Raw genomic sequence first — 22,336 nt, forward strand, 5'->3', positions numbered from 1 at the left:
CAGTCATGCCAATTTTTTTATCGTCTTTGCGGTCATAGATATATTCTTTTGTAACAAATACGGTAAGGTATAAAGTAGGCGACACCTCAAAAAGTCCTACACCTTTAACAAAGGTTTTAACATAGCAATAATCGGCAAGCCCCAACTGTTCTCTTAAATGTTGATGTATCTCACTTTCGGTATCTTCAATTTCCGGCATAAAATCAAACCAGCAATTTGTAAATGGTGGACAAGTTTTTTCGTTAAAATTTTCTGCCTCTTTTACATCAAGGGCTGGTACAAAAAACATATTTGCATTTTTGCAACAGTCTAACATATAATCTTTATATTTGAGTGCAAATTCGTTTGTTTGGGGGATTTCGGCAGACGGATATTTAAAAAATTCCGTACTTGACATTATTCCCGACCGCTCCTCAAGTAAATTTTCTATTGTAAATTTTAGCGTCTGCATGTTTCCTCCTCTCTTGACCAAAGAATAACGCTTTTGATTTCTTTTAATGTTTTATTATTTGCAAGGTCATTGCAAAAAGATATTCTATGCGTTGTAAAAGGTTTTTCAAATTCTATATGCAATATGCGGTATTTGCCTAAATGATTATTAGCATGTTCAAAATACCCTTTTGTACATTTTGCTCCCAGCCCATTACAAAGCCAATTCAAAATATCATTGTCATTCAAATCTTTTATTTTTTCATTTCCTGTAAGCATTTATTTTTTCCTTTTCTTTTTTAAATCGGTTTTGGTAGTATCTTGCGTCATGCTTATAATACCAAACTTTTCCATTGAGAGTTGATATTGTTGCGTTTTTCTTTTGGATTACTTCTTGTAATTGTTCTTTTGTGTAATTTTTATATTTTTCGTAGTCTTGATATTCATATAATCCGTTTGTATAAATACTAAAATCAAGGTATATTCCTATCTTTTCAAGTTGTTTTTGAGCGTCTTTTAGTACATTTATAAAAGGTTGAATATCGTCTATTTCAGTTTTATTTTTAGAAGATTTCATTTTATACCTCGCTTTCGGTTATAACACGACCTTATGTAATTTACATCTTGTTGTTGTAATTTATAGTTCAAACATTCTTGACAAGGTTCATGATGAAAACCGCCATTTGCTTGATTTATTTTTTTTATTTTTTTATTAAACTTCCGGCAAGTATCAGTCCAAGCCCCACGATTATTACAGCGATTACAAACAAAATTGCCATTAAAAGTTGTATAATAAAGCGTGCCAGCCTCAATTTTTTTATTCAACATATATTCAAAATCTGCTTTTGACATTATCTGTTTTCCTTTTTATTTTTTTTTTTTTTTGATTAGCCGTTGTATGCAAAATTTTCAGTCAGCCATGCGTACATTTGATTTTTTTCTATGATATATTTGCCGGAATTAGTTTTTACAAATTCCTCGCAAATTTCATTAAACCATTTTTTAAAGCGTGCCTCACTTATCATTCGTTCTCGCACACAATAATCTTTTATTTCAATTAAAGGCACTTTACCCTTGCTCTTGCTCTTTTGCTCTGCATATTCACGCATGAATACGCAAATTTTTTCATAACTTGAGGTATTGTCTTTTATGACATCAAGCGATAGGGCTTTCATTTCTTTATAGGTATTTACCATATATTGCCAATGGTAAGGTTGAATTTCCAAATCATTCGTCCATACCGCCAAGACGGTACAAAACAGCAGGAGTAGAAATTCATCATCAATAGTAATATTACACCCAGCCCCTTGTTGTTCTAAAATACCCCAAAGAGCCTCGCTTGCTGGTATTCCATGTTGATTTCGGTGTTGAGTAAATACTTCTTTTGCAAGAGGAATAAAGCGGTCAAAATTCGGGTGATAGCGTTTTCTATTCGTATGTAATTTGTCTATTGGAGGACAGTTTACATACAATAATCGCCTTGCAATACCACCCTCAAAAGAACTTTGATAGCGTTGTTGCACTTGCCAGTCTTTTAAAAACTCTGCCGTTGAAACAAATATAAAGTTTGCCCCTACATTGTATTGAGAGGTAATTCCCTCCGCTCTTGATGTTTTGGATTTTCCCATGCCACAATATCCGTCAAATAATTGGTTTATTGCAGCGACAAACTCTTTTGCAGATATGGACGGATTTGCAGAAAAAGCGTCCCTGAATAAGCGGTCGCCTGCCTCGTCCACAGTAAATAATAAATTGTTAGTATAATATTTTTTTATTTGTGCGTAAGTTTCACAAAGTCCTTTTGATGTTATCGGGTCGTCAAAGGTTGTAATTGGTTCTCTACCTAACTCTTGATAGGCTAACTCAACTTCTTTTTTTTGACTATCGGTAAGCGGAATTTCGCTTTTTGCTAAAAATTTACTATGTAAAGACAAAGCCCTGTTATAGCGTGCAATACGTTCTTCATCTACGCATACAAAAATTTGTTTCAAGGCTCTTAAAGTTCGTGATTTTCCGCTACCTTTTTGACAAAGAATTATACAACCTGAATTTAAGCGGATTTCTTGACCGTCCTCATTTTTATATTTAAAATCAAAAGTATTTGCACAATACATCATGTATGACAAAACTATCATTTTTAAGCAGATTTTCGGTAAATCTACCCCTCTAATTTTGTGCAATTCTTCAACTATTTCATCTATTACTTGTAACTCTGCCATATTAAACCTATTATATCACAATTTTTGATAATAATTGCACGCTCTTATAAAACTGCTCTCTGCCTATATTCCACATCAAGTTTAAGCCCTGCTCGCTCGGAAAGATGAACAATTTTTTTTATTTTTTGCTCCGGAATAATTGACAATACTTTTTCGGGAATAATTATTTTTTCTATTTCTTGATAACAACATTCGCCAGCAAACATTTTTGTTAAAAGTTCCAAATCATCACAAAAATAAAGCAGTCGTAACGATATTAAATTTGCTATATTTATTATTTTTGATTTTTTTTCTTCTCGTTCAGGAATATGTAGAGTTTCACAAATTTTAAATACCGTTCTACGTGATATTTTTTCGTTAAATTCTCTCTCAATGTATGCCGGAATATCTTTTTTATAAATTCCGTTATTTATTAACTCATTTACTCGGTCAATAATTTTTCCTGTTATTTTTGATTTTCTTGCCATGTGCTTGCCCCTTTTTTTGTTAAATCTACCTCTTTTATATCATTAAAAATAATATAAGTCAAATTTATTTTATTGGTTTTACATCAATGTCTAAAATTTCAAGTTGTGGGGGATTAGGTAAGTCGTATTCGCTCAAATCCTCCGCAATAGTGCAGCAGTCAGGAGGGCATAACATCAATTCTTTTTTAATCTGATTTTCTTTAGTTTGATGTTGAATAGCCCCTGTAATCGCTATATTTATTTGAGTTATAATACTAATAAAAAGTATAATAACAAAAAGTCTTTTTAATTGAGATTTTAAAGTAATTTTTTTATTTTTCATTTTCTACACTCCATTTCTTTTTTTTATTTTTTTTCTACATTTCTCTATAAAAATAATTTGTATTACCTAATTTTTTGTAGCCCGATAAAGCCCCTCCGACTTCGTAATTGTTTTCAATTTCGCTTTTGGTATATCCACTACCGGACATTGATAAAAGTTCCTTATCGTTTGATATAGCCACCTCTCTTGTAACAACTTCAAGAAAAATATTTTTTTCTTCGTCATTTATTTTTCCTGCAATAAAAAATTCATCATACTGGTCAGATAAATTTGCCTCGATAGTATAATCTTCAAAATTATCAAATTTTTTAAGTTCAGGAATATCATTTATTAAATCGTTAAAAGATAATTCTATTGCCTGCATTTTGTTCGCAATTTCTGCTAAATCGTTTTTGTTTACTTCCCAAGAGGGCAATTCAATAATAAGTTTTGTCATGTTGTTAAATCCTTTCATTTTTTTATTTTTTTTTACTACATAAATATTTCAGGGTTGTCTTTTTCATTAGAGATAATAATGTTTTGTAATTCTAAAAAATCAAGTAAAGCGATGATTTTTTCTTGTTCCTGCTCTGTCAATTCTCCGTCTGAATAAAAGTCAATTCTATACTGCATTTTTACCTCCTATTTAATTAACTGATTTATTTTTGTTTTTGCCTCCTCAAGAGAAGAAACAAAAAAACGTGTACGCTCTTTTACTATTTGATTTGATAAAAGTATTGCCAATTTATTGCCTGATAAAATTTCAACTCCGGCAATATAATCATTATTTTTGTAAAAACCATATTCAAATAACCCTTGAGTATGCGTGCCTATATCCTGCATTTTATCAAATTTGTTTTTTAATTTTTCTGCCATAAAATCAGCAACAGATTTTAATAAATAATATTCTTCTTTTGTTACTTTTTCAGCAGGACACATAAAACCTTTTGGCGGTATTGTAGTTCTATATTCGCTTGATATGAAAAACTCAATATCATCAATACAAGGTTTAGCATAGATATTATTTTTCTTAAATTTGCCGTCATATACGGTTCTGAATTTAAAAGTTTTTTCTTTTTCGTTATCCCATTCATAACAGTATTTTTGAGTAAATAAATCGTATTTGTACGGTTTATCACAAGTCCATAAATCAGGGTGTATCATTACAAGCCCTGCGTTTTTAGTTTCAATAACAAAATAGTTTTCTTCGGTTTCAACTGTTTTTGATGAATAATTATACATTTTGAGAGGGTGTGTAATATAATTTTCCTCTAAAAATTTTTTTAATCTTTTTACATAATCTTGTAATTTTTTTGACATTTTAAAATGCTCCTATATTTTTGTACTATTCACTATTTTTTGTATTTGCTCGGTTGTTTCAAGTAAATTTTCATCTGATGTAATTTCAAGAATTTTTTTACATAGTTTAAAAATAATTTGTTTGAGAGTTGAAAAGGTTTTTTCTCTTTGTTTTTTCTTAACATACTCTTGCATTAAATAAGTACGGTGTTTTTCTGCAAGTTTTTTATATTTTTTTTCTAAAGTTTTTAATTGTTGCTCGGTTGTTTTTTTTATCATTTTGTCATGCTCCTATTAAATTATATCAAAAATATTGATATAAAGCAAGTATTAATTTTAATCTGCGTATGGGTATTTTACCCCTTTATGTTTACGATAATTTCTTTTAAAATTTTTAATTGCGTGTTGTTCGTCTATTGTAGATTTTCCGATAATTCCACTAAAGGTATTGCCTCTAAAATCTTCACTAACTACGCATAAATTATTTATACCGCCTTTATAGTTTTGGTAAGTTATAAGCATGATAGAGCCTCCTTATCTTCTAAAATTTTATTTTTTATTTCGCAATATTCGTTTATAACTTCATCAATAGATGTAAATTTATTATAAACGCTTAGTTCATCGTTGAGGGCATTTTTTTGGTATTCAATAAACTGTTCGTATTTTTTAAGCCTATTAGCGAAACAAAAACGGCTTTCAAGTTGTAAAACTGCCTCCGATGTGTCGGCTTGTTCTAATTTTGCAAGATATATTTTTTTTGTATCCATGATAAGTTTTAATAAATGGTTGTTTCTTTCAGTAAATGTGCCATTTTTAACGGCATTTTTAACATTATTTAATTTATTATTTCTCAAGATACTTTTTAAGCGTTCTCTATACTGATAAACCGGATAGCCGGATTTATCCAAAACATCTTGCAAAACATAATATTTTAAGCCGTTTTCAGTGTCATATTTATTTATTTTAATTCTGCCATACATAGTAGTAATATTAAGAGAATATTTTTTACCGTCCTTACTTACATCAATAGCACTGTAATTTAAAGCATATTTTATATATGCCTCACTCTCAACAATAAAGCGTTCAAGCATATTTTTATTATTATACATAATTTCATGCTCAATATTTATATTTTTTTTATTGATTATTGCCTCCGGTTTTATTTCAATAATCCAGTAAAAAATATTTTCATCTTTTCGGCATGCCTCAAAATCTTTTTTTGTGTTAAATTTTCCTAAATAACTAAACCAAAATTTATAAGTGCTTAATAGGTCAATATTTTTTAAATCAGGGTTAATCTGAACTATTTTTGTTGTATAGTTTTCTTTGTCCCCATAGTAAGGATAAGAAACAAGCAATAAGTTTAAATTATTTTCGCTTAACTGATGTGTTTTTATAAGGTTGTCAATAGTAAATTTCCCTTGCCCTGATATTATGTTAATATCTTCGGGTTTATGCCAATTTATACCAAAATTGTCATGTAGAATTTTTTTAATCCTGTCGTCAAATTTTTTCATTTTTTACCGTCCTTTACTTTTTATTTTGTTACTCTTTTATAAATTTTGTTATACATACATTTATATTTGTGCCTTTTCCGCTATTTTTGAACGCTCCTGAAAAAGTTTCGCTGCTTACTGCATATTGATTAAATATTTTTTGAAAGTCTTTACATGCTTTATTTTCTGCGGTTTTAATTGTAGGGGTATGCACTGCAACTAATACACCGCCGTTTTTTAACATATTAAAAGCGTGTGTTATGTGTTTAGCGTCCATGTTTTTAGAAAATGGAGGGTTCATTAAAATTTTATCAAATTGTCTTTTTGCTTGATATTCCATAAAATCAATATTTTTTGTATCATAACCGCTATTTTTTAATATTTCTGCTAAAATCGGGCTTAATTCAACGCATACAATATTATTTTTATTTAAACCTTTTACAAGACTTCCCATGCCTGCGGACGGTTCAAGAATAAAATCATCTTTTTTTATTTCTGCTAATTCTCTTATTTTTTCGCTCAATTCGTCCGGTGTAGGGTAAAAATCAAATTTTTCTGATAGGGTTACACCTTTTAAATTTTTGCCTATTTGTAATATTTGTTCGTTCGTAAAGTCCCCTTGATTTTTAAAAGCAGTGCATTTTTTATATTTTGTTCTTATGCAATTAAAACTTTTTAAAAATTCGGTTATTTTTTTATAAATTTGATTAGATAGCCATTTTTCAGGTAATACAAGCAAATTTTCATGAGTTTCAATAATATCGAAAACATCTGAAACGGTGTAAAATAATTTTGTGCCGTCCTCCTCTATGTATTCGGCTAACTCTTTATAAATTTTATATAAAACGCTTTTTAAGTCCGGCAAATTATAAAAATCTTTTGCACAATTCAAAAATGTATATACATTTGATTTTTCGCTTATGTCTAATTGCAAGCATGGCATGCATGCCTCTATAAAATCATCAATATATAGATTTTTATTTGCTATTTTATTATAAAATTCATAATCAGAAGTGCATACTTCCATAACTGCAAGTGCAACGGCTTTTTTTAATTGTTCCTCCGTTTCAACTGCTCCATAAGAATATAAACCATAATTTTTTATTTTTTCATTTATCATTTTTTAAAACGCTCCTATATTTTTATTTTTTAAACTGTTTTTGTGATAATTTCCTGAACTATTAAGCCCTTGTTTTTAATTGCCATATTTTTTATATAGTCGGCTTTTTGTTCTTTGTTTAATGGTTTTATTTTGCCTTTTCTTATGTATCGGGCTATGTTTTCCGGTTTTTGCGTGCCTGTCATAAAATAAAATTTTTCATCATCAATAGAAAATAATGTTAATATCATGTTAAGCCTCCTATTTAAAAATTTTTCTATCTTTTACATTTGGGTTACAAAAATGAACTTGTTTATTTTTGTAAAAAGCCCCTGTTAATTCCCCATTGCTCATTAAGGCAAATTCTTTTATATTGCCTCTTATGGCGTCATATTCTTTTTTGCTCATGTGTTGTACCATGTCAAAATCCCCAATAATCTCATGATAAAAATTGTTACATGATAATTTTTTACCGATTTTTAAATGTCTTTGTTTTAAATATTGTTTTAATTCGCTCATAGTTTTAAAGCATGACTGCGTGCTATAAAAACATGGGCTTGCTTTGTCCCAATTTTTAACCATGTATTTATAATCAGAATTGAAAATTCTTGAAACGACAAGAGCAATATATTTTCTATCAAGCACAAGTTTAAATTTATTTACTTTTACTTTTATATACATGCCTCCGTTCCCTCTTGCTCCGGTATGTCCCCATGTCCATATTGTTTTAAAAGCAGTGCCGATATATTTTATATTTTTAATATCTAAATCATGCCATGCTCCGCCTGATGTGCTGAAACAATCAATATCTATATAATGACTGCTTGCATGTTCACACCATGTCCAGCCTGTATCATTATAACTGCATTTTTCAATATGTGCATTTTGATAAAATATTTTATTATTATTGCTCCATACTTCTAAAACGTCTGCCGGATTAGGTTTTTTAGTGCTTTGTGTTCTTGCATTAAATCTGTTTTGGATATCAATATACATTTGAACATCTAAAACAGTTAATCCATGTTCATTTATAAAGGAATAGTTATTTTTAATAATCTCAATAATAATATCTTTATCAAATTTATTAAAAATATTTTTATCAACTTGCCATGCTCTTACATATAATTCATGCTCGTTTAAAAATTGCTCTACATCAAAATTTTGTGTTAAGTTTTCCATTTTGTACGCTCCTTTGCTTTTATTCAATATCTAAATTAAAAAGTCTTTTAAATTCGTTCATTAGTTCCATGCTTGAGGTGTTTATATTATGTTCTTTTGGTAGTGCCTGCAATTTGTTTATCTCTGCCATGTCCATGTCCTCAACTGCCAAAATAAAATTAAAAGTTCTATACATTAAATTTGAAAAAGTTTTAAAATCCTGCTTGGACATATTTTGAACTTTGTTTTTAAATTCGTTTAGTGTCATGGTTTACCGTCCTTTATTTATTCATTTTGTACGCTCTTTTTATATCAAATAAATTGATATATCTATTATCATTATAAACTAATAAAATAAAATTTCAACCCTTAAATGTTATTTTTAATATATAACATTTACAAAACTTTACATTAAATTAAAAGCCCTTAATATATAAGGGTTTGGGCTTGTATAATTTTGATTAAAATTATTAAGTTTTATAAAAATCATATATTTGTATGAGTTTTTAATATTTCCGGCTCTTTGTTGTTTCGTTTCTCTTTTCCTTGTCTTTCCTTGCTTTCCTGCTTTTGTTTTGTTCTTTTGCCTTGTCTTTATTGCCTTAATACCTTGTTAATATGTCTTAAATGCTTATGCCTATTGATTTTGATAGACTTTTTGGGAATTTGATAGGCTTAAAAGCCTTATGTAGTAATACTTTGAGGGACTTTTGGGACTTTTTAAGGTATAAAAAATATATTTTTCTCTCTCTTAATAATAATAATAATAAAAATTACTCGGTATTATATAAAAGTATCAAAAAAGGTTAAAAGTAAGACTATAAAGGCATTTAAGGGGCTAAAGTCAGGGCAAAAAGGCTTGAAAATCAATAGCCGTAAGGCTTTCAGGCATACAAGCATAAAAGCAACGGCAAGCCGGACGGCTCAAGAGGGGCAATAAATCAGGGCAAGGGGGCAAAAATCAACCGCATAAAATCCGGCTATTGTTTACCCTGCTTAAAAATTAAATTTCAGGCGGTTAGCAAGCCATTTAAGAGGGGGTAAAAGTTCAGACATATAAACATAAGCAAGCAAGCAAAACAAAGGACTTCTTACATAATATTTATTATCGGTATATATCGAAACGATACAACCAATAAAAGCAAGTAACCGGACGGATAAAAGCTCAAGAGGGCAAAAGTAACGAGGCTGGAAAGCCTTGAGCCGTAAGGCATAGACCCCCCCCTACCCCCTGAAAACCTGCAAAATCAAGCCTCAAACCCCCGATAGTACCCCCAGAAAAATTTTTCAAATTTCAAACATTTTGCATTATCACTTTTTGCAACAACCACAACACAACCACACACTAAAAATATAATTATCACATTTCAAAGTTAAATATTTTATAATTATCATATTTCAAATCATTAAATTTTACAATTTTGACCATTCATTTTATATAAATTTTTGCACGCTTTTGACAAAAACATAATTATCGTGTTATAATAATTACACAAAATGCAAAAAAGTGTAAAAAAGTACAACGAATAAAATTTGAAAGGGAAAATTAAAAATGACAAATTCGGTAAAAAAAATTACATACCGCAAAAAGATGAGCCATAGGGACTATCTGTGCCTTGCTTATTTCTTTGAAACAGGGGAGCGAAACCCTGATTTGAACGGACTTGACCCTGCTGCCTTGAGTGAGGTTAAGCAATATGGATTAAGGCTAACCAAAGAGGAAAAGGCTAAAATGGACGAGTTTTTTAGTCAGTATGTCTTTGGTCAGTCTTTCGAGAGTTTGAAAGAGGCTACACCAAAAATTAAGGTTAAACCGCAGCCTGTAATTATTCAGCAAGTTGCACCTACACAACCGCAGCCTGCGGTTGCAAATGGCGACCCTTACAACTCAAAGCCGCCTGTCCCTGATAACGAGGAAACAAAATCAACAAAAGTATATCCTGTTTATACTAATGACGAGCGTTGGGAACTGGCAGAGCAGTTGGAACGTGAGGCGATAGATAAATATAGCGAACCTTTTGACGAGAATGTTGATAGGACGGATTTTTACTTTGTTAAAGACTGCAATAAGCCTGTAAATGATTTAACTAATTTTGAGCCGATGTTGGCTCTTAAAATGATATTTGACGGAAAAGTTGACCCAAGTGAGGTGGCAGAGGTGGCAGGAGCAAAAGGCTCTTGGATTTTCTCTACACCTTGTACTGAAATGAACGGAATACACCCTGAATTTAAAAAGCGTTATAGTCAACTTACGCCTGCAATGTTGGAAATGCAGCAACTTGGCATTCAGTATCGCATGATTATGAGCGAGGACGAGCCTGCTGACCCTGAAAAGAAATTTGTTGATTATGCCTTGAGGCTTGGGCGAGAATTGGACGAGGTTAAGGCTAAAGAGATTAAGGACTTGCAAAATTCCTTTATTGATAAAATAGATACGGTTAAAGGCGATACTATTTATCTTGTGTCTGATGACCCCGATGTTGAAACTCCTGACGAGATAAACTTTACCTATGACAATGCTGACAACCTTAAAAATGACCTTATGATATTGGCTCGCAAATATAAATTTGACTTTGACCAGCCTATTGATGTATTTGGCAAAAAGACAAGTTATAGAAAAATTGTCAAAGAATATGAAAAACAATATCCGCATGGCATTAAAGGATTATACTTTAAGACGGCTAAAGAGGAGTTTTTGGCTGGTAAATTGTTGTTAGGTGGATTTATGGGAGTAGATTTTCAATGGCGTATAGAAAAATAAAAATAGCCAATGCAGGCGATTTACAGGCAAACATAGATTTGTTACGATGTAATAACATTATTAAGAATGGTGGCGTATGGGAACTGATAGGGCATAAAGAGGTGGAACTCAACTCACACCTCTTTAATACCCTCTGCTTTTTGGGAAAATTAAAATTGACTTCGCATTGTGAGGGCAGCAAATTTTATGAGTATAAATTGCAGGCATGCTCGTTTGACAAGGACGAGAAATATTACAAACAGTTGGCTCGCTTTACTTATAATCGCAAATTTTGGGCTTTGTATGATGTTAAAAGAATATTTGCAAAACTTGGATATGAGGTGTGGGCTGAATATTATGACAGGATTTTTCCGGTAGCAGAGTGTTCAATGCATGTAAAATGCCTTATATTCCAAAAAGACCGCTTTAGGCTGATTTTACCTTATTTTTCAAATATTGCAAATTTACTTACTAAAAATTCTATATATAAACAAATTGTCAGAATAGTAAGTGAATTATATTTATTCGGTAGTAAAAATCCAAAATACCCTTATGAAGTGTCTTTAGTTTGCGACCCTGACACGCCTCAAATGCCGCCGCAGGCTATATTACCAGTGCTGCAAAGAAAGTGGAACTACCAATTTAAGCAAATTTCTGATACAGTATTAGTGTGGGCGAACTATGAGGAGGGGCAATATGACGCTATCAGATGAAGAATGGCAAGAGAAAGCGGAGCAGGGCTTAAAAGAACTTATTGAGGGGGCTACTGTTACAAAAGAGCAGATAGACAAAGACGGCTGCGTACATACTCTTGAGGCAAAATTACCTCCAAATATTGACGCTATAAAATTTACTCTTAAAAACCGTTCAAAAGGCAAATGGGCTGATAAGACGGAAACAACGATTACACAAGTAAATGTCAACCTTAATGCCTCTTATAATGAGGTTAAAGAACTTATGGCAAGAGAAAAACAACGCCTTATTGAAGAACAAAAAGAGGGTGTTATTGATATTGACTATATTGAGGTAGAAAATGCCGAGAACTCCGATAAATAATACTGAATACAATAATTATATCAAGTTTATGTTGTTTCTCAATAGCAACAGAGGCTATTGTTCGGCTATTGACCCTGAATATTTTGATTTTGTTAGTTCTATAAAAGTCTTTCCTGAAAATCTTGCAAGGACTGTTTTGTTGGGTACGCCTATATTTAAGCAGCGTGGTATTTATATTTTGCACCGTCAAGGTAAAGATAGCAAAGTAAAAGGTGGGGAATTTTGGCTTACTCATAATGGAATGGATATTGTGCGTAATGAGGCAAGAGAGCATTTTCCGGCGTTTTTACAAGAGCAAATATCTACGCCTACCCAAGAGGAAGAACAACAACCGACCGCATTGGATATTGTTCGTCAGGCAAAAATTGAGTATGACCGCAAACGAAAAGAGGAACAAGAGAAACGCTGGACAAAAGAGGAGGTTGTTCATCTGCTTACAAACGAGGCACACATGGTTGGTCGTATGCTGGGGACAGGTTATGACTTGTTAGAGCCTATTCATAGCGAATGGATTAAAACATGGGTGTTAAATCCTCAAGGATTTCGTGTTACCGTCCACCAAGCACACAGGGATAGTTTTAAGTCAACTTGTTTGAGGCTCTGCATAGCCATTCTGCTTATATTAAATCCTCTTTTAACCATAATTTTATTGCGTAAATCGGAGGACGCTGTAAAAGAACTTGTAAATGGTGTTAGTAAAATTCTCGACACGCCTTTGTTTCAGACATTTATTAACATTTTACACCCCGATATTGTCAAAAAAGGCGGCTTTAAAAAAACTACTGATACTGCGTTAAGCATTGATACTAACTTAAATACAAGTCTTTCAGGGGAATTTCAATTAAGAGGTTTAGGGCTTGGCTCGCCACTGACAGGTAAACACGCTGCCTTGATTATAACGGACGATATTGTTACTACTGACGACAGAGAGAGTGAGGCTGAAAGACGCAGCACTATTGCAAAGTATCAGGAATTAATGAACATTCTATCAAATAATAAAGGCTTTTCAGATACTCGCATACTTAACATTGGTACGCCTTGGCATGAGGAGGACGCTTTTGCCCTTATGGAGCGAGGCTTAAAAGAGAAATCCGATAGGCAAAAGGAACTTGAAGAAATAGACTTAAGAAATTTGTCGCCAAAAGAAGTTAAAGCGATTAAAAAAGAAATCCGACAGTTAAATATGTTGCGTGGTTTATTTGTATATAATTGCTATCAAACAGGTTTGATGACTAAAGAGGATATTGAGTGGAAAAAGCGTGTATTGAATGATGACGCATTATTCCAAGCAAACTATATGCTATCTCTTGTTTCTGACGCTGAAAAACCGTTTCCTAAAATTAAAAATGTTGGCAATTATTCAAAAACCTTTTATCAGAACGCTTGGGAGGTTTTTGCAGCCATTGACGCAGCATATTCGGGTGATGACCGTACTGCCGTTGGTATAGGGGCTTGTAATTGGGAAACAAACGAGGTCGTTGTATATGGTCGTATGTATAAAACGGCTTTAGATAAAAATTATATGGAAGTTGCAGAAGTTTTGTTTGAGTGCGGTGTTTCAAAAATATTTATGGAAACTAATACTGATAAGGGGCTTATGGGCGACAAGTTTAGAGAATTAGGCTTTGTGGTTGATAGTTACCATGAAAGTATGAATAAGCATACAAAAATCGTTAGCACTATCCGTCCTTATTGGCGTGAGGAGGGGCAAGAATTGCTACCAGCAGTACAGTTTGTTGAAGAAACTGACGAAGAATACTTAAAAGAAGTTTGGGGCTATAAAAAAGGTGTAAAACACGATGACGCTCCTGATAATTTGGCATGTTTGTTATTAAAAGGTAAATTTGGCTCTTTAGCCGTTAGAGTTAGTTAGAATGGGTAGAAAAAATAAAAAAAATAAGAACAGAGGCAATAAAACTTGGGAATGGCGTAAGGTAAACATTGGCAAAGGGTGGACTTTGCTGTCGGTTGAGTGTTATTTGCAACATACATGCCAAAACTGTATTTATTACCGATACTGTAAAACAACACAAAAGGGTTATAATACCCCTGTTTTGAGGCAAGTTATAAAAGGTTTATTTGTAAAATATGGCAAGCCTCCAGCCGATTTAATTGACAAAGCATGCCAAATTGGATATAATGATTTGTATTAGTGGCAAACAAGGCTATGGCTACTGAAAGTCATTTATAAATGAAAGTCAGGCTATCCTCAAAGCGTTTGTCCTCATACTCGCTTAACACATTCGGCTCAAATTCTCTTGCGTTGATGTTGACATCAAAAACTTTGTCCGGAAAAAGCAAGAACTTTGCACGATACAAAGGTCGCACCTTTAATAAGTTCGGGGAAAATGAGGCTTGTTAAGTCTGCGTAAGCCCTACGCAACGATAGTCAGGGTCGCTCCCTGATAACAGGGCATACTAATTGTTGAAAATTTTTAAAATTTAGGCTATCATCTAAAATAAAAGGGGGAATTTTAGATGTCCTTAACCGATAAAATAATGAGCCGCATGGGCTACATTAAAAAAATAAAAGAAGATGACGGCTTTTGTGAGGGAGGCGATGTCCTTATTCAAGACGGCAAGGTTGTCGGAACTCCGTATCATGATTTTTCAACAAATATGCGTAAACCTGTATTACAACCGTCCGAGTGGGACGCTGCATACAGGCAAATTTCTTGCGTGGGCACAAGTGTTGACCTCATTGCTAACAATATTCAAATGATAGAGCCTGTTTTTTGGGATAAAACTAAAAATCAAGTGGCAGAACGCACAAACGATACACGCTTAAAAGAGTTAAATCAACTGTTTAAAAATCCGTCTGCCGGAGTAAATCGTAAAAAATTTCTTGAAAAATCCTCAAAAGACTATATTTTGCATGGTATTGTATATTATGCCTTTATTTTTAAAGGCATAAAGCCTGTTTCTATTAAAATTTTGGACGCAGAGTTGGTATCTGCAACAGCAGATGTCGCAAATAATCGTATTGGCTCTTATTTGGTCAATAATTCAGGTTCTTTTGACGGAAATTATATTTTTAATGGAACTTATTATCAAAAAGAAGATGATAGAAATTATATTTTAGCACCTTATTGGAATGCTGACCCTCAATGTTCATATTTGCCAGCGTCTATTTTGCTTGGCACAGGCATTGAAACCCTGATGTATTGGTTTGGTTGCTATCATAATAAAAGTTTATTGCAAAATGGGGCAAGACCCTCACTTATATTCCTGATTAAATCTTTATTAAATCCAAAACATAGGGAACAATTAAGGCAAGAAATAAGGGTTAAGCATGCTGGGGCTGGAAATGCCGGAAGTGCCATAATTATTGACGGTTCTGCTGAAAAAGATGTAAAACAATTCTCACAAAATAATAAAGATATGGAGTTTTCGGAGGTGTTAAAAGCCGCAGAGGACGCAATATATCGCAGACTTGGTGTAAATTGGGTGTTGGGTAAAACTGTTCAAAGTAAAGACTATGAAAAAGGCATGCTCATGTTGTTTGATATGACTATTTGCCCTTTATTTCAAGGTATTTTTAACCATTTATTTGATGTTTATAAATATAAAAATGTCGGGTTTGACGACCTTGAGGTGTTTTATCTTGAGCAGAATATCCCTGCATTGCGACCAAGATTTTTGTCTATGATGAAAGATTTGCCTACTTTGGGTATATTTACAGTAAAAGAACGCAGGGGAATGTATAACTACGCTCCTCTTGGCGATTATAGGGACGATGAATTAACTGTTCAAAGTGTTAAAGTTACTCAAAGCGGCATGAATGGCAATAATACAACGGAATTTACAAGCGAAAATAACGAATAAAAATACAAATTGTTGCAAAAAAAATAATAATCGTATATTATTAAATCAAAGAGGGAAAACTAATGACAGGAAAGATAGACGGAAAACGTATTTTTCTAAAACTGCAAAAGGTCAATGAAAACGAGGTTAAACTTGAATTTGACTTTGAGCGTGATGAGGAAAAATATACATACATTATGGCTATTGCAAGCACTCCTGATAAAAACTCTGCTGGGTTTATTGTGGAAAATAAAGCGTTATTGGACGCTTGGGCTGCAAATAAAGCCGCAGGCAAAAATGTTGCCGTTTATGAAAAACATGGCTTACCTGTTGGTAAGGTTGTTTCTTGCGAAGAAATTAGCGAGAAAGTATTAGTTGTTTTAGAAATACCAAAATCAGGCAACGAAAGACTACTTGCTGTTTATGAACAGGGTATTTATGTTGGACTTTCAATAGGCGGCTGGTCGCTTGACGGCGAGTGGATTGATGATGTATTTCATGTAACAGAATTTGACTGGTACGAAGTATCTTTAACTGATATTCCAGCCAATGAAAATGCAACTCTTTTAGAGTTTGCAAATACAAAAAAACCTCAAGCACAGGGGGATAAGACGGAGGAAACAGTTATCAAAACTGAAATTTCTAACGCAGATGTGCATACAGCATTAGAAAATGTTATTAAAGCAATAAAGGGGGAACAGTAATGAGAAAACATGCTGACAAATTTAAAGTACAATTAGAGGGAACACCGTCTAATCAACCTCCTGTAAAAACGGAGGAAATCAAGTTAGAAGATATGCAGAAAAGTCTTGTTTCTGCCGTTGAAACTAAACTTGAGGCAAAAGGTGTTGAAATCAAGGACGGTTTAAAAACTGAACTTGAAGAAACAATTTCACAGTCTATTGACAAAGTTAAGCAAGAATTAGTTGAATTGCAAAACGCTAATAATGCTAAATCTAAAGTTGATGACGCTACTGAAATTGAAAAAGTACAATTACAACGCTTAAATTCTTGTATTAGGGACGGTGCTGAAAAAGTTACCCTCCAGCAATACAGAGATTACCTTGTTGAATTGAACAAACAAGTAAGGGACGCTATCAACGGAAAAGAAATCAAACTTGACGCTACTATCGCTGGCTTTGCTGGTTTTGACGATAGCAGAGGCGGTGCTTTGATTATACCGGAAGTTGACCCTAATGTTAGAGAGGACTTTGTTGAATATGACGAGGGTTTATTTAACGCTATCAACTTTGAGCCTGCTATGAGCAGAACTAAAAAAGTTATCGTTGACACAGTTGAGCCGGACGAAAATGTTGCCGCAGTTAAGGAAACATTAGAAAGAATTGGCTACTCTATTGATGACGGTTGCTTTGTTTCTGCGAACTTAAACTTAAAAGATTATGACGCTCCAGCAAGAATTACATACGATGAAATTGAAGATACTGCTTTCAGAATTGAAACTTATGTCAACGGTAAACTTGTTAGAGGTTGTCGTAGAGGCGTAGCAAAAGACCTTTGGGTTGGAAATTCTGCTGAAAAAATCAAAGGTATTATCAATTATGAAAGAGGTAATACTTATGGTAAAGTTGGCGAAGTTCATGTTGCTACAAGTGGAACTGTAACAATGACCGATATTATGAATTTATGTATAGCAAATAGATGTAAAGGTGTATTGTTCATTGACAGAACAACTTGGGCGAATGTTATTACTGAACAAGACAGTAATTATCGTTATAAATTTGAACTTGGCTTTGTTCAAAAAGGGTTAGGTACACAACCTTTCCACGTTGACGCAGTTGTACCGTTGTTAAATGTTCCTGTAATTTTTGATGACGGCTTTACACTTCCGGCAGCAGTTGCAGCAAATGTAAAAGCAGCAATTTTGCCTCCGTCTGCGGTGGCTGGTTATAAACGCCCTGTTGGTCGTTTTATGATACATGACCACTTAAAGAACAGAGATATGTTGCTTACTGAAAGATATGACGCAGTTTTGACACAGTTCAAATACGTTAAACTCTTAATCGGTACTGCTGCATAAGAAAAATTGATTTGGGGGGATAGGGGCTTTTAATAGCCCCAAAATCCTCAAATAAAAACGGTTACTACTTAAAAGGAAATAAAGGAGCAAATATTATGTGCTATACACTTATTGACAAACTTGAAAAGGCTGCTGCTGCAACTAATATCGCTACTGTTGGCTACCAAACTTTGTTTTCCGTATTAGCAAACGGAGCAAGCGGTGCTGAAAACTACGCTGGTACAAAAGCAGAGGCAGACGCTATTGTTAGCGGAACTACTGTAAATGTTTCTGAAAGTTCTGACGGTTCAAACCCTGTTGCGTTGAACAAGCAATACATTAAGGCAAGAACTAAAGCCGGAACTAAAACTGCTTATCTTGAAATCGTTTTAACAAAGCCTTATATCGCAAGCATTACGCTACCGACTGGCTTGACAAGAACAGTTGATTTATTAACTTTACCGTCAAACTCAAAGGCATAGGCTAAACCCCTATGCCCTGTTTGACTTTTTGTGATACAATTTTAACAACAAAGCGAGGAACTTTACAATGCAAGTTAAACTAAAACGAGATAATTATTATCTCTCTGAAACAGAGGGACAAAAATTTGGGAAAAAGGGCGAAATAATTAACATTGACCCTTTATTCTACAAACATATTAAAGGTATATGTGAAATTGTTAAAGGCAATTCAGAAGAAAAGAAACCTGACGAAAAACCTTTAGATAAAATGAATAAGGCTGAATTGGTAGAAAAAGCAAAAGAGGTCGGCTTAGAATATACTGACGAGGAATATGAGGCTTTTAATAAGGCTGATATTATTAAACTTATTCAAGAAAAGAAATAACCTTTACATTAAAAGTACACTACACAATTAAAAAGCCTTGCCTGCAAATGAGGCAGGGCTTTTTAAGAAAAAGGAATAAACAATGAACGCTTTAGCAAAGATAAAACTATTGTCTAATAAATATGATTTGGTTGTCGAGAGCCTTTATAATGAAGTTACTGACGAGGAAAGCGGCGAAACCACTCAAGAGCCTATTACTGATATTGAGGGGACAACTGCGTTATTAACAACTGACGGTACAAGTTGGGAGTTTGTTGATGAACAATGGCAACAAATTGATGAAAATATCGACAAAACAATATTATATAGTTTATTTCCATTCATTATGTCAGTTTGTAATGCAATTCATAATCCTTTTGCAAAATGCCTTTACTCACATATTTACGAAGATGTTATTTTGGCTTATGGCGAGAACACAAAAGAAGAAATTAACATTACAGGCATAAATGATGATATAGATGTTCAAGCAGACGATTATATTATCGTTAAAACTTGCACAAACGAATATCTAACACAGGTTTTAGAAGTAAGCAACAATACTGTTAAAATTGACAACAAGGGGCTTAATCTGCGAGTTAGCGGAAATGCAGAAACTATCGGGCTGCTTTTCGTTGATTTCCCCCCTCAATTCTTGGATAATGTATTTGCCATGCTTGCTTATGATTTGTTCTTAAGAGAGGATAAGGAAAAACGACAAGAGCGTTTGGGTAATTATACCTATACTAACTTTGAGCCTCATAATTATTATGGATTAGGTTCATATCCTACACACCTTGAGGACGCAGTAAAATATTTTCAACATATTTCAACATAGGGAGGCTGATTATGTCAGAGGAAAAACAAACTAAAAAAAGAGGTAAAAAGTTTGAGGCTGAAATTGGAGCAGAGCCAAAATTTGTGGCAGAAGATACGGCTATCAGAGAGAAAAAAAAATACACACCGGAACAACTTGTAAAGGCGATAGAAGATGTGTCGGTTGAAATTAACAACGCTTATTTTAGAACTCCTTATAATCGTTGCCCTGACTGCAATAAGGGTCAAAATGCTGTTATGGGTCATTTTGGGCTTGCTGGGGCGAATAAAATTGGAAACCTTAAAGGCTTTCAAGCGACAATAGGTGATGTTATTGCTTGGAACTCTGATACTTATAAAGGGCTTTCAATAGTGAGAGATAAAAACAACGGCGTTTTTGAACTTGAAACAAGTCCATTCCATACGCCACGCAAAGAGCCTGCCGTTATTGAAAGAATGGTAGTGCCTGAAAAGTATCGTCCTGTTATTAGACTTATGGCAGAGTTTATTGCTAATCCTGATTTGGAGGACGGTCAAGAATTAGTCAAAATCGGAAATGGGGAATATCCTGATGTTATTAAAGGACAATTATAAGATATTAAGCGTATGGAAAAAGCCAGCCGTTGATGATTATGAGAATAGGCATGCCGACTATATTTTCAAAAAGAAGTTTAGGGGCTTAATTCAATATCCTATGGGGCAATATTATTCAAAATTACTTGACATTTATGATAAAGAAACTTTAAGAATGTCAGGAATATTATTTGCTCCTACGTCAGTTAAATTTGATGATAAAATGGTTTTGAGAAATGTTGACGGCAAGGCGTTTTCGTTCTTTTCTATCATTCCTATAAATCAAAATATAGGCATGATTAAAAGGTGTGGCAAAGTTGACCATAACGAATATCGTATAGAATTTATTAACGAGAATGTTCAATTTCCTACGGACGAGGACGGTAATGTAATATTCAAAAAGCCGAGCGAGGGGGCTTAATATGAGGACTTTTAATATAGACTTATGGCAAACCTTAAAAGAAAATTCAACAGGGCTTAATGAGGGTGCTGGTAGCCTCTTAAAAGGTAATATATTTTTTGGCGTTGCTCCTGCAAACCAAAAAACTCCTTATTGCGTTTTGCATGTTCTTGACAGTGGCAACGATATAAACGCTCAAACTCTTTGCCAAAATGACGAGGGCTATAATACTGCTGGTGTTTCAGATATTCAGTTTAGTGTATATGCGACAAATGATATGGCAATAGATGAAATTTTGCAGGAATTAAATAATATGATTAAATCTTTGCAAAATTTGTCAGAATATCGTATTACAAATGCCGTTAGACAACGTACAAAAAATGCAGCAACTTTTACAAATGAAACAGGGCAGGGTTTTACAGAGTTCATCTTTAAATATGAACACTTATAATTGTTGCAAAAAATAAAATATTGGTTTATGATGATGATAAAGAAAAGTGTAATATCTTAAAAAACAATAAAAGGGGGAACTTATGACTGTAAAACGAGTTATTAACGAGGACACCGGAATTTACTTTTTTGAAATTGGCAGCGAAGTTGCAACAGGCTCTTTAACTGCTGGCACACGCTATCTTGTTACCGCCCTTGCTACATCTGATAGCACTATTCCAAACGGATTAGCCGTTGGCGACATCTTTTTGGCTCACACTGCTATTACTCTTGGTAGTGGCGACAAGGTTAAACCATTAACAATGACAAAATTCTGCGGTTTTCAAAACATTGACGGAACTTTTGACAAAGAACAAATTGACGTTACTGCAATTTGCGACAAAACCACGACTTATAGAGCAGGTCGCTTGACTGTTGAACTTTCAGGCACACTTGTTGTAGAAACATCAACAGGCGAAGAAACTGCTACTGATGTTGTTATGGGTAATTTAATTACCTTGCTTTCACAACAGGCAGACGGCTCTTATGAAAGAAGTGCCGTAGGAGCAGATGTAAATGTCGCTATTGTATTGACAGAGGGTATCGCTGGAAATGATGTAAAAGATTTAACACTTTACACTCCAGCACAAATTTCATCAGGTGGCTTTAGCGGTGGTACAAACTCTGCAAAAACTGCTGATGTATCTTTGTCAGTAACAACAGGCGAATTTGAGCCGCAGTTCGTTAAAGAAAACAGAATTGCTGCCTAATTGTTAGTACACTATTGCAATAATAAAGGAGCGAGGGAATTATGGCAATAAGAGCATATAATCAAGTTACATACAAGGCAAAAATCAAATTTGAGGATAATTCTACTGTTGGGGCAACATTCAGGTTGCCTCGCAGTATGGATTATTTTCGTAGTGCCGAGGGTAATACAAATAAAGATAATTTAATGACATTCTCTAATACTTGTCTTGGTTTTGATAAACCTGTTGATGTTGAATTAGAGGACGGTACACAAATTCAATGCAACACTCTTGCAGAGTTACTTGAGTATGGCGTACCTATTGATATTACTGATGTATTAGTACAATGGCATAAAAAACATACGGAAAATGAAAAAGCCAAAGAGGCTTTAGTAAAAAAGTCAAAATCGGCTGGGAACTCCACGCAAAAGGCTACACCCGACACAAACAATTAAGCGAGGT

33 protein-coding genes are annotated in these 22,336 nt (G+C 33.6%); 15 read left to right on the top strand and 18 right to left on the bottom strand.

Features of this window, described 5'->3' with window-relative positions; genetic code table 11:
• The 17 genes from ACJMMI_RS10380 to ACJMMI_RS10460 form a co-directional block, all read right to left on the bottom strand.
• On the bottom strand, positions 1–451 hold a 451-nt coding region (locus ACJMMI_RS10380; protein ID WP_405355473.1), incomplete at its 3' end, for a hypothetical protein.
• Positions 439–708, bottom strand: coding sequence for a hypothetical protein (locus ACJMMI_RS10385; RefSeq protein WP_405355474.1), 270 nt, complete (start codon positions 706–708; stop codon positions 439–441). The genes ACJMMI_RS10380 and ACJMMI_RS10385, both read right to left, overlap by 13 nt.
• Complete coding sequence (locus tag ACJMMI_RS10390) at positions 692–1,006, bottom strand: hypothetical protein (RefSeq protein WP_405355475.1); 315 nt, start codon at positions 1,004–1,006, stop codon at positions 692–694. The genes ACJMMI_RS10385 and ACJMMI_RS10390 overlap by 17 nt, the downstream gene beginning before the upstream one ends.
• Positions 1,003–1,281, bottom strand: a complete 279-nt coding sequence (locus tag ACJMMI_RS10395) for a hypothetical protein (RefSeq protein ID WP_405355476.1) — start codon at positions 1,279–1,281, stop codon at positions 1,003–1,005. The genes ACJMMI_RS10390 and ACJMMI_RS10395 overlap by 4 nt, the downstream gene beginning before the upstream one ends.
• Positions 1,282–1,316: 35 nt before the next feature.
• Entirely contained in the window at positions 1,317–2,648 is a 1,332-nt protein-coding gene (locus tag ACJMMI_RS10400; RefSeq protein WP_405355477.1) for a hypothetical protein, read from the bottom strand.
• 44 nt (positions 2,649–2,692) lie between these two features.
• Positions 2,693–3,115: a hypothetical protein gene (locus ACJMMI_RS10405; RefSeq protein WP_405355479.1), complete on the bottom strand. Its 423-nt coding sequence runs from the start codon at positions 3,113–3,115 to the stop codon at positions 2,693–2,695.
• Positions 3,116–3,179: 64 nt separating this feature from the next.
• A complete protein-coding gene (locus ACJMMI_RS10410; RefSeq protein WP_405355480.1) occupies positions 3,180–3,437 on the bottom strand; it encodes a hypothetical protein in 258 nt (85 codons plus the stop codon).
• Between the two features lie 34 nt (positions 3,438–3,471).
• On the bottom strand, positions 3,472–3,873 hold the full coding sequence (locus ACJMMI_RS10415; protein ID WP_405355482.1) for a hypothetical protein: 402 nt from the start codon (positions 3,871–3,873) through the stop codon (positions 3,472–3,474).
• A gap of 35 nt (positions 3,874–3,908) precedes the next feature.
• A complete protein-coding gene (locus ACJMMI_RS10420; RefSeq protein WP_405355483.1) occupies positions 3,909–4,049 on the bottom strand; it encodes a hypothetical protein in 141 nt (46 codons plus the stop codon).
• Positions 4,050–4,058: 9 nt separating this feature from the next.
• A complete protein-coding gene (locus tag ACJMMI_RS10425; protein ID WP_405355484.1) occupies positions 4,059–4,736 on the bottom strand; it encodes a hypothetical protein in 678 nt (225 codons plus the stop codon).
• Positions 4,737–4,748: 12 nt separating this feature from the next.
• Complete coding sequence (locus tag ACJMMI_RS10430; protein WP_405355486.1) at positions 4,749–4,994, bottom strand: hypothetical protein; 246 nt, start codon at positions 4,992–4,994, stop codon at positions 4,749–4,751.
• Positions 4,995–5,051: 57 nt separating this feature from the next.
• The gene (locus ACJMMI_RS10435) at positions 5,052–5,237 is read right to left on the bottom strand and encodes a hypothetical protein (RefSeq protein ID WP_405355488.1); all 186 of its coding nucleotides are present in this window, start codon (positions 5,235–5,237) and stop codon (positions 5,052–5,054) included.
• Entirely contained in the window at positions 5,228–6,232 is a 1,005-nt protein-coding gene (locus tag ACJMMI_RS10440; RefSeq protein ID WP_405355489.1) for a hypothetical protein, read from the bottom strand. The genes ACJMMI_RS10435 and ACJMMI_RS10440 overlap by 10 nt, the downstream gene beginning before the upstream one ends.
• 28 nt (positions 6,233–6,260) lie before the next feature.
• The gene (locus ACJMMI_RS10445) at positions 6,261–7,331 is read right to left on the bottom strand and encodes a methyltransferase (RefSeq protein ID WP_405355490.1); all 1,071 of its coding nucleotides are present in this window, start codon (positions 7,329–7,331) and stop codon (positions 6,261–6,263) included.
• Between the two features lie 29 nt (positions 7,332–7,360).
• Positions 7,361–7,561 carry a hypothetical protein gene (locus ACJMMI_RS10450; RefSeq protein WP_405355492.1) on the bottom strand — a complete coding sequence of 67 codons (201 nt, stop codon included), beginning with the start codon at positions 7,559–7,561 and terminating at the stop codon, positions 7,361–7,363.
• 10 nt (positions 7,562–7,571) lie between these two features.
• Complete coding sequence (locus ACJMMI_RS10455) at positions 7,572–8,489, bottom strand: DUF4121 family protein (RefSeq protein WP_405355493.1); 918 nt, start codon at positions 8,487–8,489, stop codon at positions 7,572–7,574.
• A gap of 19 nt (positions 8,490–8,508) precedes the next feature.
• Positions 8,509–8,736, bottom strand: a complete 228-nt coding sequence (locus ACJMMI_RS10460) for a hypothetical protein (RefSeq protein ID WP_405355495.1) — start codon at positions 8,734–8,736, stop codon at positions 8,509–8,511.
• Between the two features lie 1,284 nt (positions 8,737–10,020).
• Here ACJMMI_RS10460 and ACJMMI_RS10465 point away from each other — a divergent pair.
• From ACJMMI_RS10465 to ACJMMI_RS10480, 4 genes are read left to right on the top strand one after another with little or no spacing between them, the layout of a single operon-like run.
• Positions 10,021–11,229, top strand: a complete 1,209-nt coding sequence (locus ACJMMI_RS10465) for a hypothetical protein (protein WP_405355496.1) — start codon at positions 10,021–10,023, stop codon at positions 11,227–11,229.
• The gene (locus ACJMMI_RS10470) at positions 11,211–11,921 is read left to right on the top strand and encodes a hypothetical protein (protein WP_405355497.1); all 711 of its coding nucleotides are present in this window, start codon (positions 11,211–11,213) and stop codon (positions 11,919–11,921) included. The genes ACJMMI_RS10465 and ACJMMI_RS10470 overlap by 19 nt, the downstream gene beginning before the upstream one ends.
• Positions 11,905–12,264, top strand: a complete 360-nt coding sequence (locus ACJMMI_RS10475) for a hypothetical protein (protein WP_405355498.1) — start codon at positions 11,905–11,907, stop codon at positions 12,262–12,264. Before ACJMMI_RS10470 ends, ACJMMI_RS10475 begins: the two co-directional genes overlap by 17 nt.
• A complete protein-coding gene (locus ACJMMI_RS10480) occupies positions 12,242–14,137 on the top strand; it encodes a hypothetical protein (RefSeq protein WP_405355499.1) in 1,896 nt (631 codons plus the stop codon). Before ACJMMI_RS10475 ends, ACJMMI_RS10480 begins: the two co-directional genes overlap by 23 nt.
• 308 nt (positions 14,138–14,445) lie before the next feature.
• On the opposite strand, the gene ACJMMI_RS10485 is transcribed toward ACJMMI_RS10480, so the two are convergent.
• A complete protein-coding gene (locus tag ACJMMI_RS10485; protein WP_405355500.1) occupies positions 14,446–14,583 on the bottom strand; it encodes a hypothetical protein in 138 nt (45 codons plus the stop codon).
• A 159-nt stretch (positions 14,584–14,742) separates the two neighbouring features.
• Here ACJMMI_RS10485 and ACJMMI_RS10490 point away from each other — a divergent pair, with 159 nt between their 5' ends.
• The 11 genes from ACJMMI_RS10490 to ACJMMI_RS10540 all read left to right on the top strand — a co-directional run bounded on the left by ACJMMI_RS10490 (position 14,743) and on the right by ACJMMI_RS10540 (position 22,329).
• The gene (locus tag ACJMMI_RS10490) at positions 14,743–16,089 is read left to right on the top strand and encodes a phage portal protein (RefSeq protein WP_405355501.1); all 1,347 of its coding nucleotides are present in this window, start codon (positions 14,743–14,745) and stop codon (positions 16,087–16,089) included.
• Between the two features lie 62 nt (positions 16,090–16,151).
• Entirely contained in the window at positions 16,152–16,772 is a 621-nt protein-coding gene (locus ACJMMI_RS10495; RefSeq protein WP_405355502.1) for a hypothetical protein, read from the top strand.
• Positions 16,772–18,106 (top strand): phage major capsid protein, encoded by a 1,335-nt coding sequence (locus ACJMMI_RS10500; protein ID WP_405355503.1) that lies wholly within the window; start codon positions 16,772–16,774, stop codon positions 18,104–18,106. Before ACJMMI_RS10495 ends, ACJMMI_RS10500 begins: the two co-directional genes overlap by 1 nt.
• A 95-nt stretch (positions 18,107–18,201) precedes the next feature.
• On the top strand, positions 18,202–18,567 hold the full coding sequence (locus ACJMMI_RS10505) for a hypothetical protein (protein WP_405355504.1): 366 nt from the start codon (positions 18,202–18,204) through the stop codon (positions 18,565–18,567).
• Between the two features lie 67 nt (positions 18,568–18,634).
• Positions 18,635–18,931 carry a hypothetical protein gene (locus ACJMMI_RS10510; RefSeq protein ID WP_405355505.1) on the top strand — a complete coding sequence of 99 codons (297 nt, stop codon included), beginning with the start codon at positions 18,635–18,637 and terminating at the stop codon, positions 18,929–18,931.
• An 82-nt stretch (positions 18,932–19,013) separates the two neighbouring features.
• Positions 19,014–19,745 (top strand): hypothetical protein, encoded by a 732-nt coding sequence (locus ACJMMI_RS10515; protein WP_405355506.1) that lies wholly within the window; start codon positions 19,014–19,016, stop codon positions 19,743–19,745.
• 11 nt (positions 19,746–19,756) lie between these two features.
• Positions 19,757–20,317: a hypothetical protein gene (locus ACJMMI_RS10520; RefSeq protein ID WP_405355508.1), complete on the top strand. Its 561-nt coding sequence runs from the start codon at positions 19,757–19,759 to the stop codon at positions 20,315–20,317.
• Positions 20,295–20,717, top strand: a complete 423-nt coding sequence (locus tag ACJMMI_RS10525) for a hypothetical protein (protein WP_405355509.1) — start codon at positions 20,295–20,297, stop codon at positions 20,715–20,717. Before ACJMMI_RS10520 ends, ACJMMI_RS10525 begins: the two co-directional genes overlap by 23 nt.
• Before the next feature lies 1 nt (position 20,718).
• Positions 20,719–21,147, top strand: a complete 429-nt coding sequence (locus ACJMMI_RS10530) for a hypothetical protein (protein ID WP_405355511.1) — start codon at positions 20,719–20,721, stop codon at positions 21,145–21,147.
• An 82-nt stretch (positions 21,148–21,229) separates the two neighbouring features.
• On the top strand, positions 21,230–21,895 hold the full coding sequence (locus ACJMMI_RS10535) for a hypothetical protein (RefSeq protein ID WP_405355512.1): 666 nt from the start codon (positions 21,230–21,232) through the stop codon (positions 21,893–21,895).
• Positions 21,896–21,936: 41 nt separating this feature from the next.
• Complete coding sequence (locus ACJMMI_RS10540) at positions 21,937–22,329, top strand: hypothetical protein (protein ID WP_405355513.1); 393 nt, start codon at positions 21,937–21,939, stop codon at positions 22,327–22,329.
• The last annotated feature ends 7 nt before the right edge of the window (positions 22,330–22,336 follow it).

Source organism: Ruminococcus sp., from assembly GCF_045129435.1.
Taxonomy (GTDB): domain Bacteria; phylum Bacillota; class Clostridia; order Oscillospirales; family Acutalibacteraceae; genus Ruminococcoides.

Coding starts and splice junctions, on each gene's coding strand:
- ACJMMI_RS10535 (WP_405355512.1), top strand. CDS start 21,230: ATGACTGTAAAACGAGTTATTAACGAGGACACCGGAATTTACTTTTTT.
- ACJMMI_RS10420 (WP_405355483.1), bottom strand. CDS start 4,049: ATGCAGTATAGAATTGACTTTTATTCAGACGGAGAATTGACAGAGCAG.
- ACJMMI_RS10475 (WP_405355498.1), top strand. CDS start 11,905: ATGACGCTATCAGATGAAGAATGGCAAGAGAAAGCGGAGCAGGGCTTA.
- ACJMMI_RS10495 (WP_405355502.1), top strand. CDS start 16,152: ATGACAGGAAAGATAGACGGAAAACGTATTTTTCTAAAACTGCAAAAG.
- ACJMMI_RS10510 (WP_405355505.1), top strand. CDS start 18,635: ATGCAAGTTAAACTAAAACGAGATAATTATTATCTCTCTGAAACAGAG.
- ACJMMI_RS10440 (WP_405355489.1), bottom strand. CDS start 6,232: ATGAAAAAATTTGACGACAGGATTAAAAAAATTCTACATGACAATTTT.
- ACJMMI_RS10410 (WP_405355480.1), bottom strand. CDS start 3,437: ATGAAAAATAAAAAAATTACTTTAAAATCTCAATTAAAAAGACTTTTT.
- ACJMMI_RS10520 (WP_405355508.1), top strand. CDS start 19,757: ATGTCAGAGGAAAAACAAACTAAAAAAAGAGGTAAAAAGTTTGAGGCT.
- ACJMMI_RS10490 (WP_405355501.1), top strand. CDS start 14,743: ATGTCCTTAACCGATAAAATAATGAGCCGCATGGGCTACATTAAAAAA.
- ACJMMI_RS10405 (WP_405355479.1), bottom strand. CDS start 3,115: ATGGCAAGAAAATCAAAAATAACAGGAAAAATTATTGACCGAGTAAAT.
- ACJMMI_RS10465 (WP_405355496.1), top strand. CDS start 10,021: ATGACAAATTCGGTAAAAAAAATTACATACCGCAAAAAGATGAGCCAT.
- ACJMMI_RS10480 (WP_405355499.1), top strand. CDS start 12,242: ATGCCGAGAACTCCGATAAATAATACTGAATACAATAATTATATCAAG.
- ACJMMI_RS10515 (WP_405355506.1), top strand. CDS start 19,014: ATGAACGCTTTAGCAAAGATAAAACTATTGTCTAATAAATATGATTTG.
- ACJMMI_RS10460 (WP_405355495.1), bottom strand. CDS start 8,736: ATGACACTAAACGAATTTAAAAACAAAGTTCAAAATATGTCCAAGCAG.
- ACJMMI_RS10385 (WP_405355474.1), bottom strand. CDS start 708: ATGCTTACAGGAAATGAAAAAATAAAAGATTTGAATGACAATGATATT.
- ACJMMI_RS10450 (WP_405355492.1), bottom strand. CDS start 7,561: ATGATATTAACATTATTTTCTATTGATGATGAAAAATTTTATTTTATG.
- ACJMMI_RS10425 (WP_405355484.1), bottom strand. CDS start 4,736: ATGTCAAAAAAATTACAAGATTATGTAAAAAGATTAAAAAAATTTTTA.
- ACJMMI_RS10400 (WP_405355477.1), bottom strand. CDS start 2,648: ATGGCAGAGTTACAAGTAATAGATGAAATAGTTGAAGAATTGCACAAA.
- ACJMMI_RS10395 (WP_405355476.1), bottom strand. CDS start 1,281: ATGTCAAAAGCAGATTTTGAATATATGTTGAATAAAAAAATTGAGGCT.
- ACJMMI_RS10390 (WP_405355475.1), bottom strand. CDS start 1,006: ATGAAATCTTCTAAAAATAAAACTGAAATAGACGATATTCAACCTTTT.
- ACJMMI_RS10415 (WP_405355482.1), bottom strand. CDS start 3,873: ATGACAAAACTTATTATTGAATTGCCCTCTTGGGAAGTAAACAAAAAC.
- ACJMMI_RS10430 (WP_405355486.1), bottom strand. CDS start 4,994: ATGATAAAAAAAACAACCGAGCAACAATTAAAAACTTTAGAAAAAAAA.
- ACJMMI_RS10530 (WP_405355511.1), top strand. CDS start 20,719: ATGAGGACTTTTAATATAGACTTATGGCAAACCTTAAAAGAAAATTCA.
- ACJMMI_RS10500 (WP_405355503.1), top strand. CDS start 16,772: ATGAGAAAACATGCTGACAAATTTAAAGTACAATTAGAGGGAACACCG.
- ACJMMI_RS10525 (WP_405355509.1), top strand. CDS start 20,295: ATGTTATTAAAGGACAATTATAAGATATTAAGCGTATGGAAAAAGCCA.
- ACJMMI_RS10455 (WP_405355493.1), bottom strand. CDS start 8,489: ATGGAAAACTTAACACAAAATTTTGATGTAGAGCAATTTTTAAACGAG.
- ACJMMI_RS10540 (WP_405355513.1), top strand. CDS start 21,937: ATGGCAATAAGAGCATATAATCAAGTTACATACAAGGCAAAAATCAAA.
- ACJMMI_RS10445 (WP_405355490.1), bottom strand. CDS start 7,331: ATGATAAATGAAAAAATAAAAAATTATGGTTTATATTCTTATGGAGCA.
- ACJMMI_RS10435 (WP_405355488.1), bottom strand. CDS start 5,237: ATGCTTATAACTTACCAAAACTATAAAGGCGGTATAAATAATTTATGC.
- ACJMMI_RS10470 (WP_405355497.1), top strand. CDS start 11,211: ATGGCGTATAGAAAAATAAAAATAGCCAATGCAGGCGATTTACAGGCA.
- ACJMMI_RS10505 (WP_405355504.1), top strand. CDS start 18,202: ATGTGCTATACACTTATTGACAAACTTGAAAAGGCTGCTGCTGCAACT.